This is a genomic window from Paraburkholderia haematera (assembly GCF_905220975.1).
In the GTDB taxonomy this organism is placed as follows: Bacteria; Pseudomonadota; Gammaproteobacteria; order Burkholderiales; family Burkholderiaceae; genus Paraburkholderia; species Paraburkholderia haematera.
On record NZ_CAJNBK010000013.1, the window covers coordinates 106,068 to 123,828 of the forward strand.

Consider the following 17,761-nt stretch of genomic DNA (forward strand, 5'->3'; position numbering starts at 1 on the left):
AATATGGGAAAATATTTTCTGAACAACCGCGAACTGCCTGAGCCGGATGCGGCAAATGCATGGTTTGCCTACGCTGAAAGCCACGGTATCGACATTCCGAAAGCCATCAGCATCTGGGAAGACGCGGCGACCGGGAGCGGCGTGGAAAGCCACCAACAGGTTAGCGCGGCAGGCATCACGATCGAAACGGCTTAGCCTCCCAGGCGCTCACTTCCGGTGTGCGCGGCGAGTTTCGCTATCTGAGTCTCGAACCCTATTTGAAAGGAAAACTTCACGATGCATTTCATGACACCACTGCGCCGTTCCGGCCGATTCCGACCCGGCAGTGCCGCGCTTGCTCTGGTCCGCAGGGTGTCCCTGTCCGCCGCCCTGCCCGCTGCCGTGCTGCTCGGCGCGGGCCTGAGCGGCTGCGCGTCGTCGAACACCACTTCGCTGATCAATCTGCCGAACGGTCAGACCGGTTTTGCGGTGAACTGCAGCGGCGCCGACGCCGCTTCAAGTTGGGCCTCCTGCTACGTGCAGGCCGGCAAGGCATGTGGCGCGACCGGCTACGACATCATCTCGAAAGACAACGACGAAGGCGGCGCCGCGGGCGGCAGCATCACGAACGTCGTCTCGGCTAATGTGAAAAACCGTTCGATGATCGTGCGCTGCAAGTAACGCTCAGTGGTCAGGCTCAGTGCGCCTGCATCTTCGAGAACATGTTCAACACGGCGACCCCGGCAATGATCAGCCCGAGCCCGATGATGGCCGGCACGTCAGGTACCTGCCGGTACAGCACGACAGCGACCAGCGTAATCAGCACGATGCCGGCGCCGGACCACACCGCGTAGACGATACCCACCGGAATAGTCTTCAACGTGAGCGACAGGCAATAGAACGCGATGCCGTAGCCGATCACCACGACCGTTGCCGGCACCAGCCGCGAAAAACCTTCCGACGCCCGCATCGCGGAGGTCGCGATGACTTCGGCGACGATCGCAATCGCGAGCAACGCATAAGGAGGCGTCCGCATCGGCTCAGGCCTTTGCAAGCGCGAGCTTGCTGTAGTCGTGGCCGAGGTGGGCACACAGCGCTTCCACCACCAGTTCGTGATCCGCGCGCTGCGGCAACCCGGATACCGTGATCGAGCCGATCACGCCGGCGCCCGCTACCGTCAATGGAAACGCGCCGCCATGCGACGCATATTCCGTGTTTGGCAAGGCGTGCTTGTCGGCGAGCGTGCTGCCCGCCTGTTGCATCTTCAAACCGATCGCGTACGAACTGCGCCGGAAATGCGCGACGGTGTTGCCCTTGCGGCGCGCCCAGTCGACATTGTCCGGCGTCGCGCCGTTAAGCAGGCTGAAGAACAGCGGCTGACCGAACGTGCGCACGTCGATAGCGGCGGCGATGCCGCGTGCTCTCGCGACCTCGTGCAGATAGGCGCCCACCTGCCACGCGCGGTCGGCATCGAATTGCGGGAACACCAGCGCATGTTCCTGAGCGGCAATCACCTGTAGATCGTGTGCGATATCCATGGAGTTCATAGCAGGGTAAGAAGTGAAGCGCGGGCCGTTGCACTGGCATCCCGGCGCCGCGATGAGAACCTGAATTCTAGCGCAGCGCCCTTCAAGAGCCTTCCGGTATGCGACGCGAGCAATGCGCGCCGCGACTTTGGAGCGCGCCGCGCCCGGGAAGTCGCGTCGCTTTGGCCTGTATTGAAGCCGGTTCTTAAATAGCTATTGCGCTGGTTGTCGCTTTGTCCTATAATCTTTTCTTCGACGGACGCGGGGTGGAGCAGTCTGGCAGCTCGTCGGGCTCATAACCCGAAGGTCGTAGGTTCAAATCCTACCCCCGCAACCAAATAGCGTTTAAGTAGCTAAAGCGGTTCGAAGCGTCGAAACACGATGAAAGGCTTGCCCAACCGGCAGGCCTTTTTTGTTTTCTGCTTCGCTTTTCATTGCGGTAGTGTGTGTTCTGCGCTCTGCCCCTTCAATTTGTTTGCACTCCGACACATACGCACGCGTCCTGAATAGGCGTCATCGGCGCGCGTGCCGGTGCAGGCCGCGCCTTCGCACCAGCGGCGGCACACCGCCTTCGCCGGACCTCAGCAAACTCCGCCCCAGTGATAAACTCCCATCACTCTTTCTCGTCCCCTTCCTATGAAATTCTGTTCTGTCTGCGGCCACGGCGTCAGCCTGAGCATTCCGCCGGGTGACAACCGCGAGCGCTTCGTATGCGGCAGTTGCGGCACGGTGCATTATCAGAATCCGCGCAACGTGGTCGGCACCGTTCCGGTCTGGGACGACAAAGTGCTGCTGTGCCGCCGCGCGATCGAACCGCGCTACGGCTACTGGACACTGCCGGCAGGCTTCATGGAAATGGGCGAAACCACCGCCGAAGCGGCTTCGCGCGAAACGCTGGAAGAAGCCGGCGCGCGCGTCGAGGTGCAGAACCTGTTCTCGCTGCTGAACGTGCCGCACGTGCATCAGGTGCATCTGTTCTATATGGCGCGCCTGCTCGATCTCGACATCGCTGCCGGCGAGGAAAGCCTCGAGGTGAAACTCTTCGAGGAACGCGACATTCCGTGGGACGAGATCGCCTTCCCGACCGTCGGCCAGACCCTGCGTTTCTTTTTTGCCGACCGTGCCGCCGGCAGCTTCGGCCTGCATACCGGCGATATCTTCCGCTCGCTGCGCGAAGGTTGAGCGGCGCGCATGGTTCCCTGGCTCGGACCTGACGATCCGTTTCCCTCCGTCGAGCGCGCGCTCGGCGCGGCAAGCGGCGCACCCGGCCTGCTCGCCGCCAGCGGCGACCTGCTGCCGTCGCGGTTGATCGACGCCTATCGGCGCGGCATTTTCCCGTGGTATTCGGACGGCCAGCCGGTCTTGTGGTGGAGTCCCGATCCGCGCATGATCCTGCGCCCCGCCGAGTTCAAAGTATCGCCGTCGCTGCGCAAGACCCTCAAGCGCGTGCTGCGAGAGGACGCATGGGAAATCCGCGTCGACCATGATTTCGCCGCCGTGATGCGCGCCTGTGCGCAGGCGCCACGGCACCGCCAGCGCGGCACGTGGATCACCGCCGACGTGGTCGAGGCGTATTCGTCGCTGCACAGAATGGGCGATGCGCACAGCATCGAAACCTGGTTCGAAGGCAAGCGCGTAGGCGGTTTGTACGGGGTGTCGTTCGGCCGGATGTTCTTCGGCGAATCGATGTTCGCGGAGGTCACCGATGCGTCGAAAATGGCGCTGGCCGCGCTTGTCGGACACTTGCGCCGTCACGAAATAGAAATGATAGACTGCCAGCAGAACACGTCGCATCTGGCGTCGCTGGGCGGCCGCGAGATAGCGCGCAAAGCGTTCATTGCGCATGTTCGCGCGTCTGTCGATGCACCGCCGATTCCCTGGCGATTCGACAAGAGCGTATTGCGCGATGTCGTCGAGCCGGCGGCGTAGGAAGAATCAGGCCGAATCCGGATCCGTCGCCCACCGAGCCGCGGGTCACGAGCCGTCAGGCACGCCGGGTTTGCAACACCAGAGACGCTTCGAGAGCTGCCAACGTGACTCATCCCAACGAGCTGCCTCTTTCCCCGCTTTCCGCGCTGCAATTTTATGCAACAGCGCCCTATCCCTGCAGCTATCTGGATGGCCGCATCGCGCGTTCGCAAGTCGCCACGCCGAGCCATCTGATCAACTCCGACGTCTACACCGATCTCGTCAAAGCCGGCTTCCGCCGTTCGGGTGTGTTCACCTACCGCCCGTATTGCGATGGCTGCCGCGCCTGCGTGCCGGTGCGCGTGCCGGTCGATCAATTTCAGGCGAACCGTACGCAACGCCGCGTCTGGAAGAAGCACGGCGAACTGATCGCAACGGTCGCCCCACTGCATTACGACGAAGAGCACTACGCGCTCTACATGCGCTATCAGTCGGCACGGCATGCCGGCGGCGGCATGGACCGCGACAGCCGCGACCAATACGAACAGTTCCTGCTGCAGAGCCGGATCAACTCGCGGCTCGTCGAGTTTCGCGAACCGCTGCCGGATCATCCGGGAGCGCCAGGCATTCTGCGCATGATCAGCATGATCGACATCCTCGGTGACGGGCTCTCGTCGGTCTATACGTTTTTCGAACCGGGTATGCCGCACACCAGCTTCGGCACGTACAACATCTATTGGCAGATCGAGCAGGCGAAGAGCCTCAAGCTGCCCTACGTGTATCTCGGCTACTGGATTCGCGAGAGTCCGAAGATGGCCTACAAGGCGAATTTCCGGCCGCTCGAAGGCTTGATCGACGGCGCCTGGAAAGTGCTCGATCCGGCCAGCATCGATCTGCCGCCGGTCGATCTGGCGATTCAGGGCCGGCGCGGACCGTTGCGGCCGTAACGTCTGCGGCCGTAACAGCTGCGGGCGCTCCCGGCGCCCACGCCTTCGCGCTCTGTCCAGTTAGTCTCATTAACGCCCTAAAGCCGGTAAAATGGCGGGTTCCCATTTTCCGGCCGCCCGGCTTCGTCCCGTGTTCAGTTCCCTCTACCCGCTCGTACGCGCCCAACTCTTTCGCATGGACGCGGAAGACGCTCACCACCTGACCTTGCGCATCCTCGGCGCCGCCGGTCGCACCGGCCTTGCTGGCGTGCTCGCGCCACACGTGCCGGACGCGCCGCGCACCGTGATGGGTTTGACATTCAGGAACCCGGTCGGGCTCGCCGCGGGTCTCGACAAGGACGGCGCGTGCATCGACGGACTGGCGGCACTCGGCTTCGGCTCTATTGAGGTGGGCACGGTCACGCCGCGCGCACAGCCGGGCAATCCGCGCCCGCGCATGTTTCGCCTGCCGCAGGCGAATGCCGTGATCAATCGTATGGGCTTCAACAACGCGGGCGTCGACCAGTTCGTCAAGAACGTGCAGGCCGCGCGCTATCGCGGCATTCTCGGGCTGAACATCGGCAAGAATGCCGACACGCCGATCGAACGCGCCGCCGAAGACTATCTGTATTGCCTCGAACGCGTGTACCCGTTCGCGAGCTACGTGACGGTCAACATCTCGTCGCCGAATACAAAGAATCTGCGCCAGCTGCAAGGCGCGGGCGAACTCGACGCGCTGCTCGCCGCCCTGAAGGACAAGCAGCAGCGTCTGGCGGACATGCACGGCAAGCTGGTGCCGCTCGCCCTCAAGATCGCGCCGGACCTCGACGACGAACAGGTCAAATCGATCGCCGATACGCTCCTGCGCCACCAGTTCGAAGGCGTGATCGCCACCAACACCACGCTCTCGCGTACCGCCGTCACCGGCATGCAATACGGCGACGAAGCCGGCGGCCTGTCGGGCAAGCCGGTGTTCGACGCGTCGAACGAGGTGATTCGCAAGCTGCGCGCTGAAGTCGGCGAGACGGTGCCGATCATCGGCGTGGGCGGGATTTTCTCGGGCGAGGATGCGCGCGCGAAGCTGGCCGCGGGCGCCTCGCTGGTGCAGCTCTACACCGGTTTCATCTACCGCGGGCCGGCGCTCGTTGCCGAATGCGCGCAGGCACTGCGCTAAGCGGCGGCGTGCGGGCGTCCGCGGGCCGTGCCTGGGCCGCCCGCCGCATCCTCACGGATTCCCCACCCAATCCGCATCAGTAATATAGACATAAACAAACGGTATTTACGTTTCGATAGTCTGCTTTGTTATGCTTTTGTCTGTTAAAACGCCAGACGAACAATAAAGGAACACGATGAAATTTGGCTTGCTGAAGAAGATGCTCGTCGCCGGCCTGATCGGCGCGTCATTCACCGCTGTCACCGCCCACGCGGACGACCTGCTCGACCAGGTCAAGCAACGCGGCACGCTGCGCATCGGCCTGGAAGGCACCTTCCCGCCGTTCAATTCGAAAGCGCCGTCGGGCGAACTGGTCGGCTATGACGTCGACATCGCCAAGGCCGTGGCCGCGAAGCTCGGCGTGAAACCGGAATTCGTCACCACCGAGTGGAGCGGCATCATCGCCGGTCTGCAGGCGAACAAGTTCGACGTGATCGTCAACCAGGTCGGCATCACGGACGCGCGCAAGCAGGCACTCGACTTCTCGCCGGCGTACACGTACTCGGCCGCGCAGCTCATCCAGCGTAAGGACGACACGCGCCAGTTCAAATCGCTCGACGAGCTGAAGGGCAAGAAGCTCGGCGTCGGTCTGGGCACGAACTACATGGACATGGCGAAGTCGGTGCCGGGCATCGACGTGAAGACGTATCCGGGCGCGCCTGAATACCTGCGCGATCTGGCTGCCGGCCGCCTGGACGCGGCGCTGAACGACCGCCTGATGCTCGCGTATCTGATGAAGAACTCGCAACTGCCGCTGCGCACGGGCGCGACGGTCGGCGCGGGCAACCCGTCGGGCATTCCGTTCAAAAAGGGCAATCCGAAGTTCGCCAAGGCGATCGACGACGCGATGAGCCAGCTCGAAGCGGACGGCACGTTCTCGAAGATCTCGGACAAATGGTTCGGCATCGACGTCACGAAGCCGATCAAGTAACGCACGCTGGATGAAACGAAGGGCGGTATCGTCGACGATGCCGCCCTTCGCTTTTGTCTATGATGTGCGCTTCGATGTGCACTTTGTGCGCCAACCCTTCCCACCGCTCATGTCTATCACTTCCCTGCTCGTCCAATCGCTTCCTGTGCTCGCACAGGGCGCCGTCCTGACGGTCAAGTTCGCGGTCCTGTCGATGATCTTCGGCCTGCTCGCAGGCGCCGTTCTCGCGGTGATGGGCATCAGCCACAGCCGCGTGCTGAACTGGATCGCGCGCGTGTACGTCAGCCTGTTTCGCGGCACGCCGCTGCTGGTGCAGATCTTCGTGATCTATTACGGCTTGCCGAGTCTCGGCATTTCGCTCGACCCCACGCCCGCGGGCGTGATCGCGTTGTCGGCGAACGTGGCGGCGTATCTGTCGGAAAGCATGCGCGGTGCGATTCTCGGCATTCCCAGCGGCCAGTGGCTGGCCGCCTATAGTCTGGGACTCTCGCGACGCCAGACGCTGCGCTATGTGATCGCGCCGCAGGCTTTGCGCATCGCCGTGCCGAGTCTGTCGAACAGCTTGATCAGCCTGATCAAGGATACGTCGCTGGTGTCGGTGATAACCGTGACCGAACTGCTGCGCAGCGCGCAGGAGATCATCGCGTCGACCTATCAGCCGCTGCCGCTGTACCTCGCGGCAGCCGCGGTGTACTGGGTGCTGTGCCAGGTGCTCGAATGGGTGCAGCACTGGTACGAAAAGCGCCTGGCGCTGCCGTCACGCCACTGAAGCCCCGCACCTCGCCGCCAACCTACCGGCTGACGGCGAGCGACGCCGTATCCAGCGACGCGCCGAAGCGCTCGAAGCGCGGCTTGTAGTAGTGATCCGGGTCGAGCGAAAACGCGACGTGACGCGTGCGGCCCATCAGTTCCTTGCGCGGAAAGAAGCCGAAGTAACGCGAGTCGGCGCTGTTATCGCGATTGTCGCCGAGCATCAGATACTCGCCTCGCGGCACAACCACCGGCCCGAACGAACTACGCGGACTCGGCGCCTCGGGCGCAAGCCGCACGCTGTGCGCAACGCCGTCGAAGCGCTCGGTCAGATAGTCGCCAGGTGTAGTTGCATCGCCTGGCAGCGGCTTCAGGTGCAGCGGCCGATAATTCGCGCGCACGCCGTTCACATACAGCACGTTGTTGCGCATGGCGACACTGTCGCCGGGCAAGCCGATCAGACGCTTGACGATCAACTCATGCGCGGCCGAAGAATCGATCGTGACGATATCGCCGCGCTGCGGATCGTGCAGATGCGCGATCGTGATGTGGGTGAGCGGCACGCGCAGATCGTAGGCCATCTTGTCGACGAAAATCCGGTCGCCTTCGCGGATCGTCGGCAACATCGAACCGCTCGGCACGACGTTCCAGTCGGCCACGGCGCTGCGGAACAGCACCATCAGAAACAGAAAGGCGATGAGGCTCTTGTTGTCGCGCCACAGTTTTCCAAGCATGCGCATTGCAGGCGGCTCCGGAGGAAGGGGAATCGAAAGCTGTGGGTACGCGGCCCTTTTTCGAGTCCGCGCGCCCGTGCAAATCGTACCACCGCCACTGGAAGCACCGCGGCGACGCGCCCTTACTCTCCCGCGAACTTAAGCCCCAGCGCGGCGCGCGCGGCGTCGGCCATTTCGATCATCTGCAACGATTTGCTATGCGGCATCAGCGGGCTCTCGATCTGCCCCGCCCGAATCAGCTCGCAAAAGTGCGCGGTCTCGTAGTTCAGACCGCCGCCCTCGAACGGTTCCTCGAGTTCGACCACGCGACCATCGGCGTAGCGGATCGTCGCGCGTGCCGGATTCCACCAGGGCTCATGAATCGTGACATGCCCGCCGGTGGCCATCAGCAATGCGTCACCCTTGCCGTGCAGATCGAGTCCACAAAACAACTGAGCGATCCCGCGCTCATGCTGACTGTTCAGACTCGCGAACGTATCGACGCCGGTCTTGCCGAGCCGCCCGAGCGTCTGCACCTCACGCGGCGCACCAAGCCAGTCGACCGCGAGAAACATCTCATAGACCCCGATATCGAGCAGCGCGCCGCCCGCGTGCTCGAACGACAGCGACGGATGATCGTCCGGCACACCCGGCACCGAACAGCCGGCACGCACGAGACCGATTTCGCCGATCGGCTCGGCATCCAGATGCGCGCGCAACTTTCTGTAGAGCGGATAAAACGGCGGCTTCATGGCTTCCATGAAAAGCCGTTGCCTGGCGCGCGCGACGTCGAGCACACGCTCGAGTTGCGGCTTGTTGATGGTGGCGGGTTTCTCGCACAGCACGTGCAGGCCGGCTTGCAACGCGGCGATCGCGTAGTCGGCGTGACTGTCCTGGACCGTGGCGATATACAGCGCGTCGATACCGCTCGCGAGCAATGCGTCGAAACTCGCGCACACTTCGCCACCGAATTCTCCGGCGAAAGCCAAGGCAGGTTCCGCGCGACGTGACCACAGCGCGGTCAGTTGCGCCTGCGGCACATGAGCGAGTCCTTGAGCAAACCGACGGGCAATGCGGCCCGTTCCGACGATCCCCCAGCGAATCATGCCGCGCGAGGAGGTTTCTTGCGTTGCGATTGTCATCGTTCCTTCGAGTCCGTGCAGTTCAGAACAGGCGCTATTGTGACGCAAGCCGCGCGCCTGCGCGCACACTGCCGCACCGTTCGCTATGCAAAAGACTCTGCGGGAAATCGATCTGAACCGACGTAGCAGCCGCGCTCAGTCGCGCATTGGCGGTTCCGAAGTGAACTTGCTGCCAATCTCTTCCGCGGTGTAGTCGATCATCGCCAGCGAGGCGATTTCCGCTTCCCTCGGATCACGCCGTTCGATCGCTTCCACCACGCGTTGATGCGTGCTCACCGCCTTCTCCCACAACCCTTCCTTCTGATTGACGATCGGGTTGACGGTCGACAGCGCGCCGCGAATGATCGCCGCCATCTGCTTGAAGAACTGATTGGCGCTCGCCACCACGATGCGCGCGTGGAACAGTTCGTCGGCGGCCTGGTAGCCGGCTTCGCCCGGCCGGATCACACGGAACGCTTCGAAGGCCTCGCGAATCGCCGCGACGTCGGCGGCACTGCCCCGTCCGGCCGCCTGCGCCGAGGCGCGTGGTTCGATCAGGATGCGAAACTCGATGACGTCGCGCAGAAAAAGCGGATCGGGCTTCGCGCGAAAACGCCAGTTCACGACGTCCTCGTCGATCATGCGCCAATCGCTCATCGGCCGGATGCGCGTGCCGATCTTGGGCCGCACGTCCAGCATGTCGCGCGCGAGCAGCATCGACAGCGCCTCGCGCATGACGGTGCGGCTGACGTCGAACTCCTTCGAGAGCACATCCTGCGGTGGCAGGATGGCGCCGTATTTCTCTTCGACAATGCCGGTCACGAGCCCGTCCATGACTTTGCTGACCAGCGATCGATCCTTGTTTGCCTGTTCCATGACCCTCTCCCCGAAGCGGTGTTTGCCCCCGCGTAGCCTGTTGATCAACCGGCCCGATGTGTCGTTTTATCGATGCGTATCGGTTCTTTTACGATACGTTGCTAGCTTCGAAACGGATGCGCCAGTTGGGAAACGTCCTGAGAGGGTTATCCCTCTGAAGAATTGTTTCTTCCATGTAACGCCGCATGTTTTGACGGGCCATAAGCTTGCGTCTCAAGCGTGCCTGCGTAGCAAAATTTGCATAGTGCGAAGACGCACGTAGTGAATCGAATTGTCTGATCCTCACGCCCTGGACGGTTCCGGACAGGCAAGCGGTGTTTCAAAACGACGCGTCCGCCAACGCATGGCGCCCGCCAAAGAGCGTTCAGCGACGGTTTGAGTGAACTCGACAGACAGGCATCGCGCGCATTGACCGGGAATGGACCGCACGAGTTCACCGTGCTGCTCACACGCATGCGGACCGTGCCGGGCGGAAAGAAATATTCGGACAATTCAATGTGCGCGGAAGGCGGGAACAGCATCCGCACCATTACAGGAGCTCGGACGTATTGACGAACGCCGCGCCGTCGCGCTCGCGGCGCCGCGCCCCGAAGAGCGGCTGGCTGCCGCGCACCTGGCGGGTCAGGCCGATGAACGGCACGCCATGTTCGAGGTACGGCCCTTCCGTCTTGCGAAAGCCGAATTGCTCGTAGAAGTCGCGCAACCCGAGCGGCGCGCTCACGCGAGCGGCATGTCCCGGCCAACGTTCGGCGATCGCCTGCAGCACCCGTTCGAGCAACAGCTCGGCGGTGCCGTCGCCGCGCCGCAGCGGGCTCGTCAGCACCTTGTCGATGGTGATTTCCGGATCTTCGGCGTCGCCGGGCTGCAGCCGTGCGTAGGCGAGAACCGGCATGGGCCGCGCCATATCCTCGACGGCGAAGACGTGCAGCGCGCTCTCATCCCGGCCATCGGCGTCAAGACAGACGTGCGATTGCTCGACCACGAAGACCGCACTGCGCGCCCGCAAGATCAGATACAACTCACGTGCCGAAAGCTGCTCGAAATCCAGCGTTTTCCAATTCATCGCATTCCCCAGCGGTAATAAGTTCAGCGAGGACGGCGTCGCACGCCGCCCCCGACGGCCTGAGTCAACACGCCGGCTTGTTGTCATGGCTACACGGTACGTCCGCGAAACGCGTGTTTCCGTGCGCCATCGCACTGACGCTGGGCTTTACCAATTCTTAAATACGAGGAGGCGTCGGGGCGTGGCATGCCCCGTTCGTTTTATGCCAGCAATACTCGAGAGACCGTCCATCAACAAGGGGGCACCCCAATATGAAAACAGCTCTGCGTCGCATCCTTTCCGAATCGGCCCGTCTCGACGTCCCGCCGGACACTTTGGCCGACGACGCCGACCTCTACGCCGCGGGTCTGTCCTCGCTCGCGACAGTGCATCTGATGCTGGCCATCGAAGACGAATTCGACATTGAAATTCCAGACCGCATGCTGACGCGCCGGTTGTTCTCGAGCATCGATTCGATGGCCGCCGCGGTCGCCGAGCTGCAACAGGCGAAGGCGGCGGCATGAGCGCCCCGCTGCTGGACGCGTCCGCGGCGACGGCACCGCTCGCCGGTGCGGGCGTCGTGCTGAGCGCGGTGGAAACCGAACCCGGCTGGCGTGCGGCGGCGCAGCGCTGCGCCGCCGTGGCCGCGCAGTTCGCCGATTCGGTGGACCGCGACGCGCGTTTTCCTCAGGAGGCTTTCGAAGCGCTCAAGCGCGAACGTTTGCTGTCGGCGATGGTGCCGGCCGCATTCGGCGGCGCGGGGCTGTCGCTCGCGGATGTCGGTGCGATCTGCGAAACGCTCGCGCAGGGGTGCGCTTCCACCGCGATGGTGTATGCCATGCATCAGATCCAGGTGGCCTGCATCGAGGCGCACGGCAGCGAGTCGGCATGGCAGCGGCAACTGCTCGCGCGCCTCGCCGAGCATCAATGGCTGCTGGCTTCGGCGACGTCTGAAGAAAACATCGGCGGCAATATGCGCACCAGCGCCTGCTCGGTCGAGCTCGATGGAGCGCCTGGTCAGCAACGCTTTCGCATCGAAAAGCTCGCGCCGACGATCTCGTACGGCGCACACGCCGACGGCATTCTGGTCACCGCGCGGCGCACCGCCGAATCGGCCGCGGCCGACCAGGTGCTGATCGTCGCGTTACGTGAAGAAACGCAGCTGGAAAAGCGCGGCGGGTGGGATTCGATGGGTATGCGCGGCACGTGCAGCGAGGGTTTCCGGCTCGTCGCCACGGGTCTCGCCGAACAGATCCTGCCGACACCCTTCGCCGAAATCGCCGATCAAACCATGCTGCCGGTCTCGCACACGCTGTGGGCCTCTGTATGGACCGGCGTCGCCGGCGACGCGGTGAATCGCGCGAAAGCCTTCTTCCGTGCGCAAGCGCGCTCGACACCCGGCTCGATTCCGCCGGCAGGCCTGCGCCTCGCCGAAGCGGTCGGCCTGCTGCAGATGATGCAGGCACGCCTGTCGGTCGCGTTCGACGCGGCGCGCGCTGCCCACCACGCACGGCACGGCGGCTGCCAGGCCGATGCGCCGCTCTCGGCGATGCTCGGCTTCGCCTCCGACATGAATACGCTGAAGACCAGCGTCTCGACCACCGCGCTGCAGGTCGTGCAGGAAGTGCTGATGATCTGCGGCATGGCGGGCTACAAGAACGGCACGGAATACAGCGTGGGACGGCATCTGCGCGACCTCTACTCCGCGCCGCTGATGATCAACAACGACCGCATCGCGCAGAACACGGCGAGCCTGTTGCTCGCGCAGCGTCCTGCCGCCCCGGGGAGAGCCTGACATGAACACGATGACCGATACCGCCGCGCTGGCGGCGGCAACGGCCGCTTCCGCTCAGGAACCCGCGGCGCCCACGTTCCGCGACGAACTGCTCGCCGCCGGCCTGTTGATCGATACCGGCGAAAACGGCCTGTATGGCCGCAGCCAGATTTTCGAGGACGTGGTGGAGCGTCTGAACGTGGCGATCACGCATCTCGGCGCGGATCAGCAGCCGGAAGTGCTGCGCTTTCCGCCCGCCATGCGCCGCACCGATTTCGAAGACAGCGAATATCTGAAAAGCTTTCCGAACCTCGCCGGCACGATCCATTCGTTCTGCGGCAACGACCTGGGCCACCACCGCCTGCTGCGCGCACTCGACGACGCGATGACCGAACGCGACGACGACCGCAGCGACGAATGGATGGCGCAGCAGAAGCCGACCCGCGTGGTCCTCACGCCGGCTGCCTGCTATCCGATCTATCCGGTGATGGCGCGACGCGGCCCGCTGCCCGCCGGCGGCCGCACCATCGACGTGTTGTCGTATTGCTTCCGTCACGAGCCGTCGCTCGATCCGGGCCGCATGCAGATGTTCCGGCAACGCGAATACGTGCGCCTCGGCAACGCCGAGCAGGTGATGGCGTTCCGGCAGATGTGGGTGGAACGCGGCTCGCTGCTGATTACGCTGCTGCAACTGCCGGTGGAAGTGGATCTGGCCAACGACCCGTTCTTCGGCCGCGGCGGCAAGATCGTCGCCGATAGCCAGCGTGCTCAGGCGCTCAAGTTCGAACTGCTGATTCCGATCGCGGACGCGGACGGCAAGACCGCGTGTCTCTCGTTCAACTATCACATGGAGCACTTCGGCGCGATCTGGAAGATCGCATGCGAAGACGGCACGGTGGCGCACACGGGTTGCGTCGGCTTCGGCATGGAGCGCATCACGCTCGCGCTTTTCCGTCATCACGGGCTCGACGTCAAGGCATGGCCGGACGAGGTGCGCGCGCTGCTGTGGGGCGACACCGGGGCGTGCGTGGCGCGGGGCATGCAGGCCATGCGGCCGGCTTCCATGGTGGCCGGGCAAGGTGGCGGAGATCGCGTATGAATCCATCCTTGATCCCCACACCGAAGGGCGGGCAATCGGCCTTCCCATTGTCCCGCCGGCTCGATCTGCCGGCTCAGGATGGCACGACCGCGCCCGCAACGCCGCCGCTGCGCCAGCACGCGCCGCATGCGCTGCACCAGGGCGAGCGCGTGTGGCAGGAGACCAATTGCTACGTAGACCTGTGGATCGAACTGCTGCACGGCTTTGGTCTCGATCCGCGCGCGGCATTCGGCTTTACCGTCACGCAGGACTTCGAAGGCGATCAGTTCACGTTTTTTAAATTCCCGCTCGAAGACCTCGAGCGGCTGTACGGCACGCAAGTGCAGGAACTGGCGATCTACGACTCACTCGAAGCACGCGTGCTCGCGCAGACTTTGCGCGGCCATACCGTGCTGGTGGAAGTAGACGGCTATTACCTGCCGAATACGCGGGCCACGTCGTATCGGCGCGAGCATCCGAAAACCACGATCGGGATCGACTTCATCGATCCCGCGGCGCGCCGCCTCGGCTATTTCCACAACACCGGCTATCACCTGCTCGAGGGCGAAGACTACGACGGCGTATTTCGCAAGCTGCCGCAATTCGCGCAGCAGCCGGACCTGCTGTTTCCGTATGTAGAATTCGCCAAACAGGTTCGGCCGGCCCTGGAAGGCACCGCGCTCGCCGAAGCATCGGCGGAATTGTTGTGCGCGCATCTAAACCGGCGGCCGCTGACCAATCCGATCTCGCAGTGGCGCGAAGCGTTTCCCGCGCATCTGGAAACGCTGCTCGAACGCGGCGAGGCCTTCTTCCACCCATACTCGTTCAACCTGATGCGGCAGCTCGGTGCGAACTTCGAATTTCTCTCGAAGTATCTATTGTGGCTCTCGGCACAAGGCTTCGAGATGCCGGCCTCGATCGTGACGGCGGCGCAGAGCATTGCGTCGGAGTCGATGGTGATGCAGTTCCGGCTCGTGCGCGCTATCGCGCGCGGGCGCCGCGATTCGTGTGAAGACTGTTTCGACGTACTCGAAAGCGCCTATGAAAAGACGCTGCCGCCACTTGCCGCGCTTGTGCTGTGACGCGTTCGGACCTCTGGCCACAACAACTCGACACCGGCTGGCAATGCGTCAGCACACCGGCCGGCGCATGTGCCTCTCCCGCCGACTTACCCATGCAGGGCTGGCTCGCCGCGCAAGTACCCGGCACGGTGGCGAGCGCGCGCCGTGCCGCGGGCCTGCTGGACACCGCGAATCCACCACCGCTCGCCTTCGACGATCACTGGTACCGGCTCACGCTGACAGGTACAGGCAAACGCCGCTTGCGCCTGCACGGCCTCGCCACGCTCGCCGAAGTGTGGCTCGACGGCATCAAGCGGCTCGACTCCGATTCGATGTTCGTCGCGCACGATCTTGACATCGAACTGCACGGCAGCGCGACACTCGCGCTGTGCTTCCGCTCGCTGACACCGGCGCTGGCGGCCAAGCGCTCACGCGCGCGCTGGCGGCCGCGGCTCGTCACGCCGTCCACCTTGCGCAACGTGCGCACCACCCTGCTCGGTTATATGCCGGGATGGTGTCCCCAGGTGCAAGCGGTTGGCCCATGGCGGCCGATTGAGATATTGAGCGACGCATCGCACGCATTCGACACGCTCGATCTTGGAAGCCGCCTCGAAGACGACGACGGCGTTGTTTCGCTGACGCTACATTTTCTTCATCCGCATGACGGCAACGCGTGCGACGCCTTGTTGAATTGCGGTGGCTCTGTTTCGTCTTTGAAATGGAGCGATGCATATACACTGACCGGCAGCGTACGTGTTCCCCATGCCGAACGCTGGTGGCCACACACGCACGGCGAGCCCACTTTATATCCTCTGACGTTGCAGCTTGATGACGCGCGCGCGACATCCCATTCATTGGGATCGATCGGCTTTCGCAGCATCGAAGCGGATCGCGGCGCGGACGGAACGGGCTTCGCATTGCGCGTAAATGGCACGCCGGTTTTCTGCCGCGGCGCCTGTTGGACCAGTGCGGACCTCGTCACGCTGGGCGGCACCGAGGCGCAACTGCGCCATGCTTTTACGCTCGCCCGCGATGCGGGCATGAACATGCTGCGGGTCGGCGGCACGATGGTGTACGAGTCCGACACGTTCTACGCGCTCGCCGACGAATACGGCCTGCTCGTGTGGCAAGACTTCGCGCTGGCGAATTTCGACTACCCGAACGATGCCGCCTTCGGCGCTTCCATCGAGCGCGAAGCAACACAATTTCTGACTCGCACGCGGCGCTTCGCATCGCTTGCGGTGCTGTGCGGGGGCAGCGAAGTCGACCAGCAGGCGGCCATGTTCGGCCTGCCTGCATCGATGCGCGCGCAACCACTTTTTACAGGGCTGTTACCCGCCATCGTCGCGCGCGAACGGCCAGATGTACCGTACGTGAGCAACTCCCCCTCGGGTGGCGCGTGGCCGTTCTCAACTAATGAAGGCATTACGCACTACTACGGCGTGGGCGCCTATCAACGCCCGCTCGACGACGTGCGCCGCTCGCAGGTACGTTTCGCAGCCGAATGCCTCGCCTTCGCCAATGTGCCGGACAGCGCCACCTTGAGCGACGCAACCGGCACGATCCATCCGCACGATCCGCGCTGGAAAGCGGCCGTGCCGCGCGATCCCGGCGCCGGCTGGGATTTCGACGACGTGCGCGACCATTATCTTCAGACGCTTTACGGAATCGAGCCGGCGCGCTTGCGTTACGAAGATCCGGAGCGCTATCTGGACGTGTCGCGCGCCGTGGTCGCCGAGCTGATGAGCGACGTGTTCGCCGAATGGCGCCGCGCGGGCTCGACGTGCGGCGGCGCACTGGTGTGGCAGCTCCAGGATCTGCGCCCCGGCGCGGGCTGGGGCTTGATCGACGCCACAGGACGGCCCAAAAGCGCACTGCACGGGCTTGCGCGCACGCTGCAACCCATCCAGCTGCTCATCACCGACGAAGGGCTCAACGGGCTCGATATTCATCTGCTGAACGAACGTCCTCAACCGTTGCACGCGCAACTGGATCTGGTCTGTTTACGCGACGGCTGTGTCAAGGTCGTGTCGGCCAGCCGCGCAATCGAACTGGAGCCGCACAGCACGCAGCGTATCGGCGCGGCGGAATGCCTCGGCCAGTTCTTCGATTTCACGCACGCCTACCGCTTCGGCCCGCGCGCCCACGACGTCACGATTGCAACACTGCGCGATCCGGCGAGCGGCCAGATCGTGTCAGAAGCGGTTCATCTGCCGGAGCGCCACGCCGGCGAGCGCCACGAGCTCGGCCTGACGGCTCGCGCCCAGCGCACCGCCGACGGCTGGCAGTTGATTATCGAAGCGAAGCGCTTTGCGCGCTTCGTTCATATCATTGACGCACATTACCGCGCCGCGCACGACTGGTTCCATCTGCCGCCGAACCGCCCCTGCGCCGTGCCGCTGCAACGCATTGAAGAACTCGTTGCAGATGCATCTAATGCGGTGTTTAAAGCTGATGCAACATGCGAGACGCCCGCCGGCGAAGTTCGTGCTCTCAATGCGTTATCGGCCACGTTCTACGGCTGAATGTCGTCCTTGAACTAACTATCCCTCAAAAACGCGTAAAACCTCGCGCCGCGCGAACCAACTGTCTGGTCTGCGGAATCACTGTCGGTTTATTCGCGACTTTCCAGTCTTCAAAAAAGACACTTCGCACTGCTCCGTACGCAGCGCATGGAACACATCTGAATCAATTCCGGCACATCTTGGACGGCCTGCTCAAACGCACACGCGACGGCGATTTCATCTCCGAGACATCTGCTGCAATGCGATGCGCAACAGGCGCTAACCCAATCCGATCAATGACTTGGCTCGAATAAAAATACCCCTCGAGGGGAGTGTGCGTTAAGCGGACGTTGTACAGA

The 17,761-nt window shown here is 63.4% G+C and carries 19 protein-coding genes and 1 tRNA gene; 14 read left to right on the forward strand and 6 right to left on the reverse strand.

Annotated elements, in window-relative coordinates:
- The first annotated feature begins 3 nt into the window (after positions 1–3).
- On the forward strand, positions 4–195 hold the full coding sequence (locus KHO23_RS21850; RefSeq protein ID WP_211613319.1) for a hypothetical protein: 192 nt from the start codon (positions 4–6) through the stop codon (positions 193–195).
- 81 nt (positions 196–276) lie between these two features.
- The gene (locus tag KHO23_RS21855; RefSeq protein WP_211613320.1) at positions 277–660 is read left to right on the forward strand and encodes a hypothetical protein; all 384 of its coding nucleotides are present in this window, start codon (positions 277–279) and stop codon (positions 658–660) included.
- A gap of 16 nt (positions 661–676) precedes the next feature.
- Here the strand turns inward: KHO23_RS21855 and KHO23_RS21860 are convergent, their stop codons facing one another.
- Positions 677–1,015 carry a DMT family transporter gene (locus tag KHO23_RS21860; protein ID WP_211613321.1) on the reverse strand — a complete coding sequence of 113 codons (339 nt, stop codon included), beginning with the start codon at positions 1,013–1,015 and terminating at the stop codon, positions 677–679.
- Between the two features lie 4 nt (positions 1,016–1,019).
- Positions 1,020–1,517, reverse strand: a complete 498-nt coding sequence (locus KHO23_RS21865) for a heme-degrading domain-containing protein (protein WP_211613322.1) — start codon at positions 1,515–1,517, stop codon at positions 1,020–1,022.
- 248 nt (positions 1,518–1,765) lie between these two features.
- On the opposite strand from KHO23_RS21865, the gene KHO23_RS21870 reads away from it, so the two are divergent.
- From KHO23_RS21870 to KHO23_RS21900, 7 genes are all read left to right on the forward strand, one after another.
- Positions 1,766–1,842, forward strand: a tRNA-Met gene (locus KHO23_RS21870).
- 299 nt (positions 1,843–2,141) lie between these two features.
- Positions 2,142–2,687: an NUDIX hydrolase gene (locus KHO23_RS21875; RefSeq protein WP_211613323.1), complete on the forward strand. Its 546-nt coding sequence runs from the start codon at positions 2,142–2,144 to the stop codon at positions 2,685–2,687.
- Positions 2,688–2,696: 9 nt separating this feature from the next.
- On the forward strand, positions 2,697–3,434 hold the full coding sequence (aat, locus tag KHO23_RS21880; protein ID WP_211613324.1) for a leucyl/phenylalanyl-tRNA--protein transferase: 738 nt from the start codon (positions 2,697–2,699) through the stop codon (positions 3,432–3,434).
- A 104-nt stretch (positions 3,435–3,538) separates the two neighbouring features.
- Positions 3,539–4,360 carry an arginyltransferase gene (locus tag KHO23_RS21885; protein ID WP_211613325.1) on the forward strand — a complete coding sequence of 274 codons (822 nt, stop codon included), beginning with the start codon at positions 3,539–3,541 and terminating at the stop codon, positions 4,358–4,360.
- A 91-nt stretch (positions 4,361–4,451) separates the two neighbouring features.
- The gene (locus KHO23_RS21890; RefSeq protein ID WP_211613326.1) at positions 4,452–5,513 is read left to right on the forward strand and encodes a quinone-dependent dihydroorotate dehydrogenase; all 1,062 of its coding nucleotides are present in this window, start codon (positions 4,452–4,454) and stop codon (positions 5,511–5,513) included.
- Between the two features lie 175 nt (positions 5,514–5,688).
- Positions 5,689–6,483 carry a cystine ABC transporter substrate-binding protein gene (locus tag KHO23_RS21895; RefSeq protein ID WP_211613327.1) on the forward strand — a complete coding sequence of 265 codons (795 nt, stop codon included), beginning with the start codon at positions 5,689–5,691 and terminating at the stop codon, positions 6,481–6,483.
- 109 nt (positions 6,484–6,592) lie between these two features.
- A complete protein-coding gene (locus tag KHO23_RS21900) occupies positions 6,593–7,252 on the forward strand; it encodes an amino acid ABC transporter permease (RefSeq protein ID WP_211613328.1) in 660 nt (219 codons plus the stop codon).
- 22 nt (positions 7,253–7,274) lie between these two features.
- Here KHO23_RS21900 and lepB read toward each other — a convergent pair whose 3' ends face one another.
- The 4 genes from lepB to KHO23_RS21920 all read right to left on the reverse strand — a co-directional run bounded on the left by lepB (position 7,275) and on the right by KHO23_RS21920 (position 11,006).
- A complete protein-coding gene (gene lepB, locus KHO23_RS21905; protein WP_211613329.1) occupies positions 7,275–7,973 on the reverse strand; it encodes a signal peptidase I in 699 nt (232 codons plus the stop codon).
- 116 nt (positions 7,974–8,089) lie between these two features.
- The gene (locus tag KHO23_RS21910) at positions 8,090–9,088 is read right to left on the reverse strand and encodes a Gfo/Idh/MocA family protein (RefSeq protein WP_211613330.1); all 999 of its coding nucleotides are present in this window, start codon (positions 9,086–9,088) and stop codon (positions 8,090–8,092) included.
- A 135-nt stretch (positions 9,089–9,223) separates the two neighbouring features.
- The gene (locus KHO23_RS21915) at positions 9,224–9,943 is read right to left on the reverse strand and encodes a FadR/GntR family transcriptional regulator (protein WP_211613331.1); all 720 of its coding nucleotides are present in this window, start codon (positions 9,941–9,943) and stop codon (positions 9,224–9,226) included.
- Positions 9,944–10,472: 529 nt separating this feature from the next.
- Complete coding sequence (locus KHO23_RS21920; protein ID WP_211613332.1) at positions 10,473–11,006, reverse strand: GNAT family N-acetyltransferase; 534 nt, start codon at positions 11,004–11,006, stop codon at positions 10,473–10,475.
- Between the two features lie 251 nt (positions 11,007–11,257).
- Between KHO23_RS21920 and KHO23_RS21925 the strand changes: the two genes are divergently transcribed.
- Genes KHO23_RS21925 through KHO23_RS21945 form a run of 5 tightly spaced genes read left to right on the forward strand, consistent with a single transcriptional unit; the run spans position 11,258 to position 17,423 of the window.
- Entirely contained in the window at positions 11,258–11,509 is a 252-nt protein-coding gene (locus KHO23_RS21925) for an acyl carrier protein (protein WP_211613333.1), read from the forward strand.
- Positions 11,506–12,780, forward strand: a complete 1,275-nt coding sequence (locus KHO23_RS21930; protein ID WP_211613334.1) for an acyl-CoA dehydrogenase family protein — start codon at positions 11,506–11,508, stop codon at positions 12,778–12,780. Before KHO23_RS21925 ends, KHO23_RS21930 begins: the two co-directional genes overlap by 4 nt.
- Position 12,781: 1 nt before the next feature.
- Entirely contained in the window at positions 12,782–13,858 is a 1,077-nt protein-coding gene (locus KHO23_RS21935) for an amino acid--[acyl-carrier-protein] ligase (protein WP_211613335.1), read from the forward strand.
- Positions 13,855–14,919 carry a DUF1839 family protein gene (locus KHO23_RS21940; protein ID WP_211613336.1) on the forward strand — a complete coding sequence of 355 codons (1,065 nt, stop codon included), beginning with the start codon at positions 13,855–13,857 and terminating at the stop codon, positions 14,917–14,919. Before KHO23_RS21935 ends, KHO23_RS21940 begins: the two co-directional genes overlap by 4 nt.
- Positions 14,916–17,423 (forward strand): glycosyl hydrolase 2 galactose-binding domain-containing protein, encoded by a 2,508-nt coding sequence (locus KHO23_RS21945; protein WP_236066949.1) that lies wholly within the window; start codon positions 14,916–14,918, stop codon positions 17,421–17,423. Before KHO23_RS21940 ends, KHO23_RS21945 begins: the two co-directional genes overlap by 4 nt.
- Positions 17,424–17,761 lie beyond the last annotated feature (338 nt).

Bases quoted from the DNA above. Each gene is read 5' to 3' on its own strand.
- KHO23_RS21850 (WP_211613319.1), top strand. From the start codon at position 4: ATGGGAAAATATTTTCTGAACAACCGCGAACTGCCTGAGCCGGATGCG.
- KHO23_RS21855 (WP_211613320.1), top strand. From the start codon at position 277: ATGCATTTCATGACACCACTGCGCCGTTCCGGCCGATTCCGACCCGGC.
- KHO23_RS21860 (WP_211613321.1), bottom strand. From the start codon at position 1,015: ATGCGGACGCCTCCTTATGCGTTGCTCGCGATTGCGATCGTCGCCGAA.
- KHO23_RS21865 (WP_211613322.1), bottom strand. From the start codon at position 1,517: ATGGATATCGCACACGATCTACAGGTGATTGCCGCTCAGGAACATGCG.
- KHO23_RS21875 (WP_211613323.1), top strand. From the start codon at position 2,142: ATGAAATTCTGTTCTGTCTGCGGCCACGGCGTCAGCCTGAGCATTCCG.
- aat (WP_211613324.1), top strand. From the start codon at position 2,697: ATGGTTCCCTGGCTCGGACCTGACGATCCGTTTCCCTCCGTCGAGCGC.
- KHO23_RS21890 (WP_211613326.1), top strand. From the start codon at position 4,452: ATGGCGGGTTCCCATTTTCCGGCCGCCCGGCTTCGTCCCGTGTTCAGT.
- KHO23_RS21895 (WP_211613327.1), top strand. From the start codon at position 5,689: ATGAAATTTGGCTTGCTGAAGAAGATGCTCGTCGCCGGCCTGATCGGC.
- KHO23_RS21900 (WP_211613328.1), top strand. From the start codon at position 6,593: ATGTCTATCACTTCCCTGCTCGTCCAATCGCTTCCTGTGCTCGCACAG.
- lepB (WP_211613329.1), bottom strand. From the start codon at position 7,973: ATGCGCATGCTTGGAAAACTGTGGCGCGACAACAAGAGCCTCATCGCC.
- KHO23_RS21910 (WP_211613330.1), bottom strand. From the start codon at position 9,088: ATGACAATCGCAACGCAAGAAACCTCCTCGCGCGGCATGATTCGCTGG.
- KHO23_RS21915 (WP_211613331.1), bottom strand. From the start codon at position 9,943: ATGGAACAGGCAAACAAGGATCGATCGCTGGTCAGCAAAGTCATGGAC.
- KHO23_RS21920 (WP_211613332.1), bottom strand. From the start codon at position 11,006: ATGAATTGGAAAACGCTGGATTTCGAGCAGCTTTCGGCACGTGAGTTG.
- KHO23_RS21925 (WP_211613333.1), top strand. From the start codon at position 11,258: ATGAAAACAGCTCTGCGTCGCATCCTTTCCGAATCGGCCCGTCTCGAC.
- KHO23_RS21930 (WP_211613334.1), top strand. From the start codon at position 11,506: ATGAGCGCCCCGCTGCTGGACGCGTCCGCGGCGACGGCACCGCTCGCC.
- KHO23_RS21935 (WP_211613335.1), top strand. From the start codon at position 12,782: ATGAACACGATGACCGATACCGCCGCGCTGGCGGCGGCAACGGCCGCT.
- KHO23_RS21940 (WP_211613336.1), top strand. From the start codon at position 13,855: ATGAATCCATCCTTGATCCCCACACCGAAGGGCGGGCAATCGGCCTTC.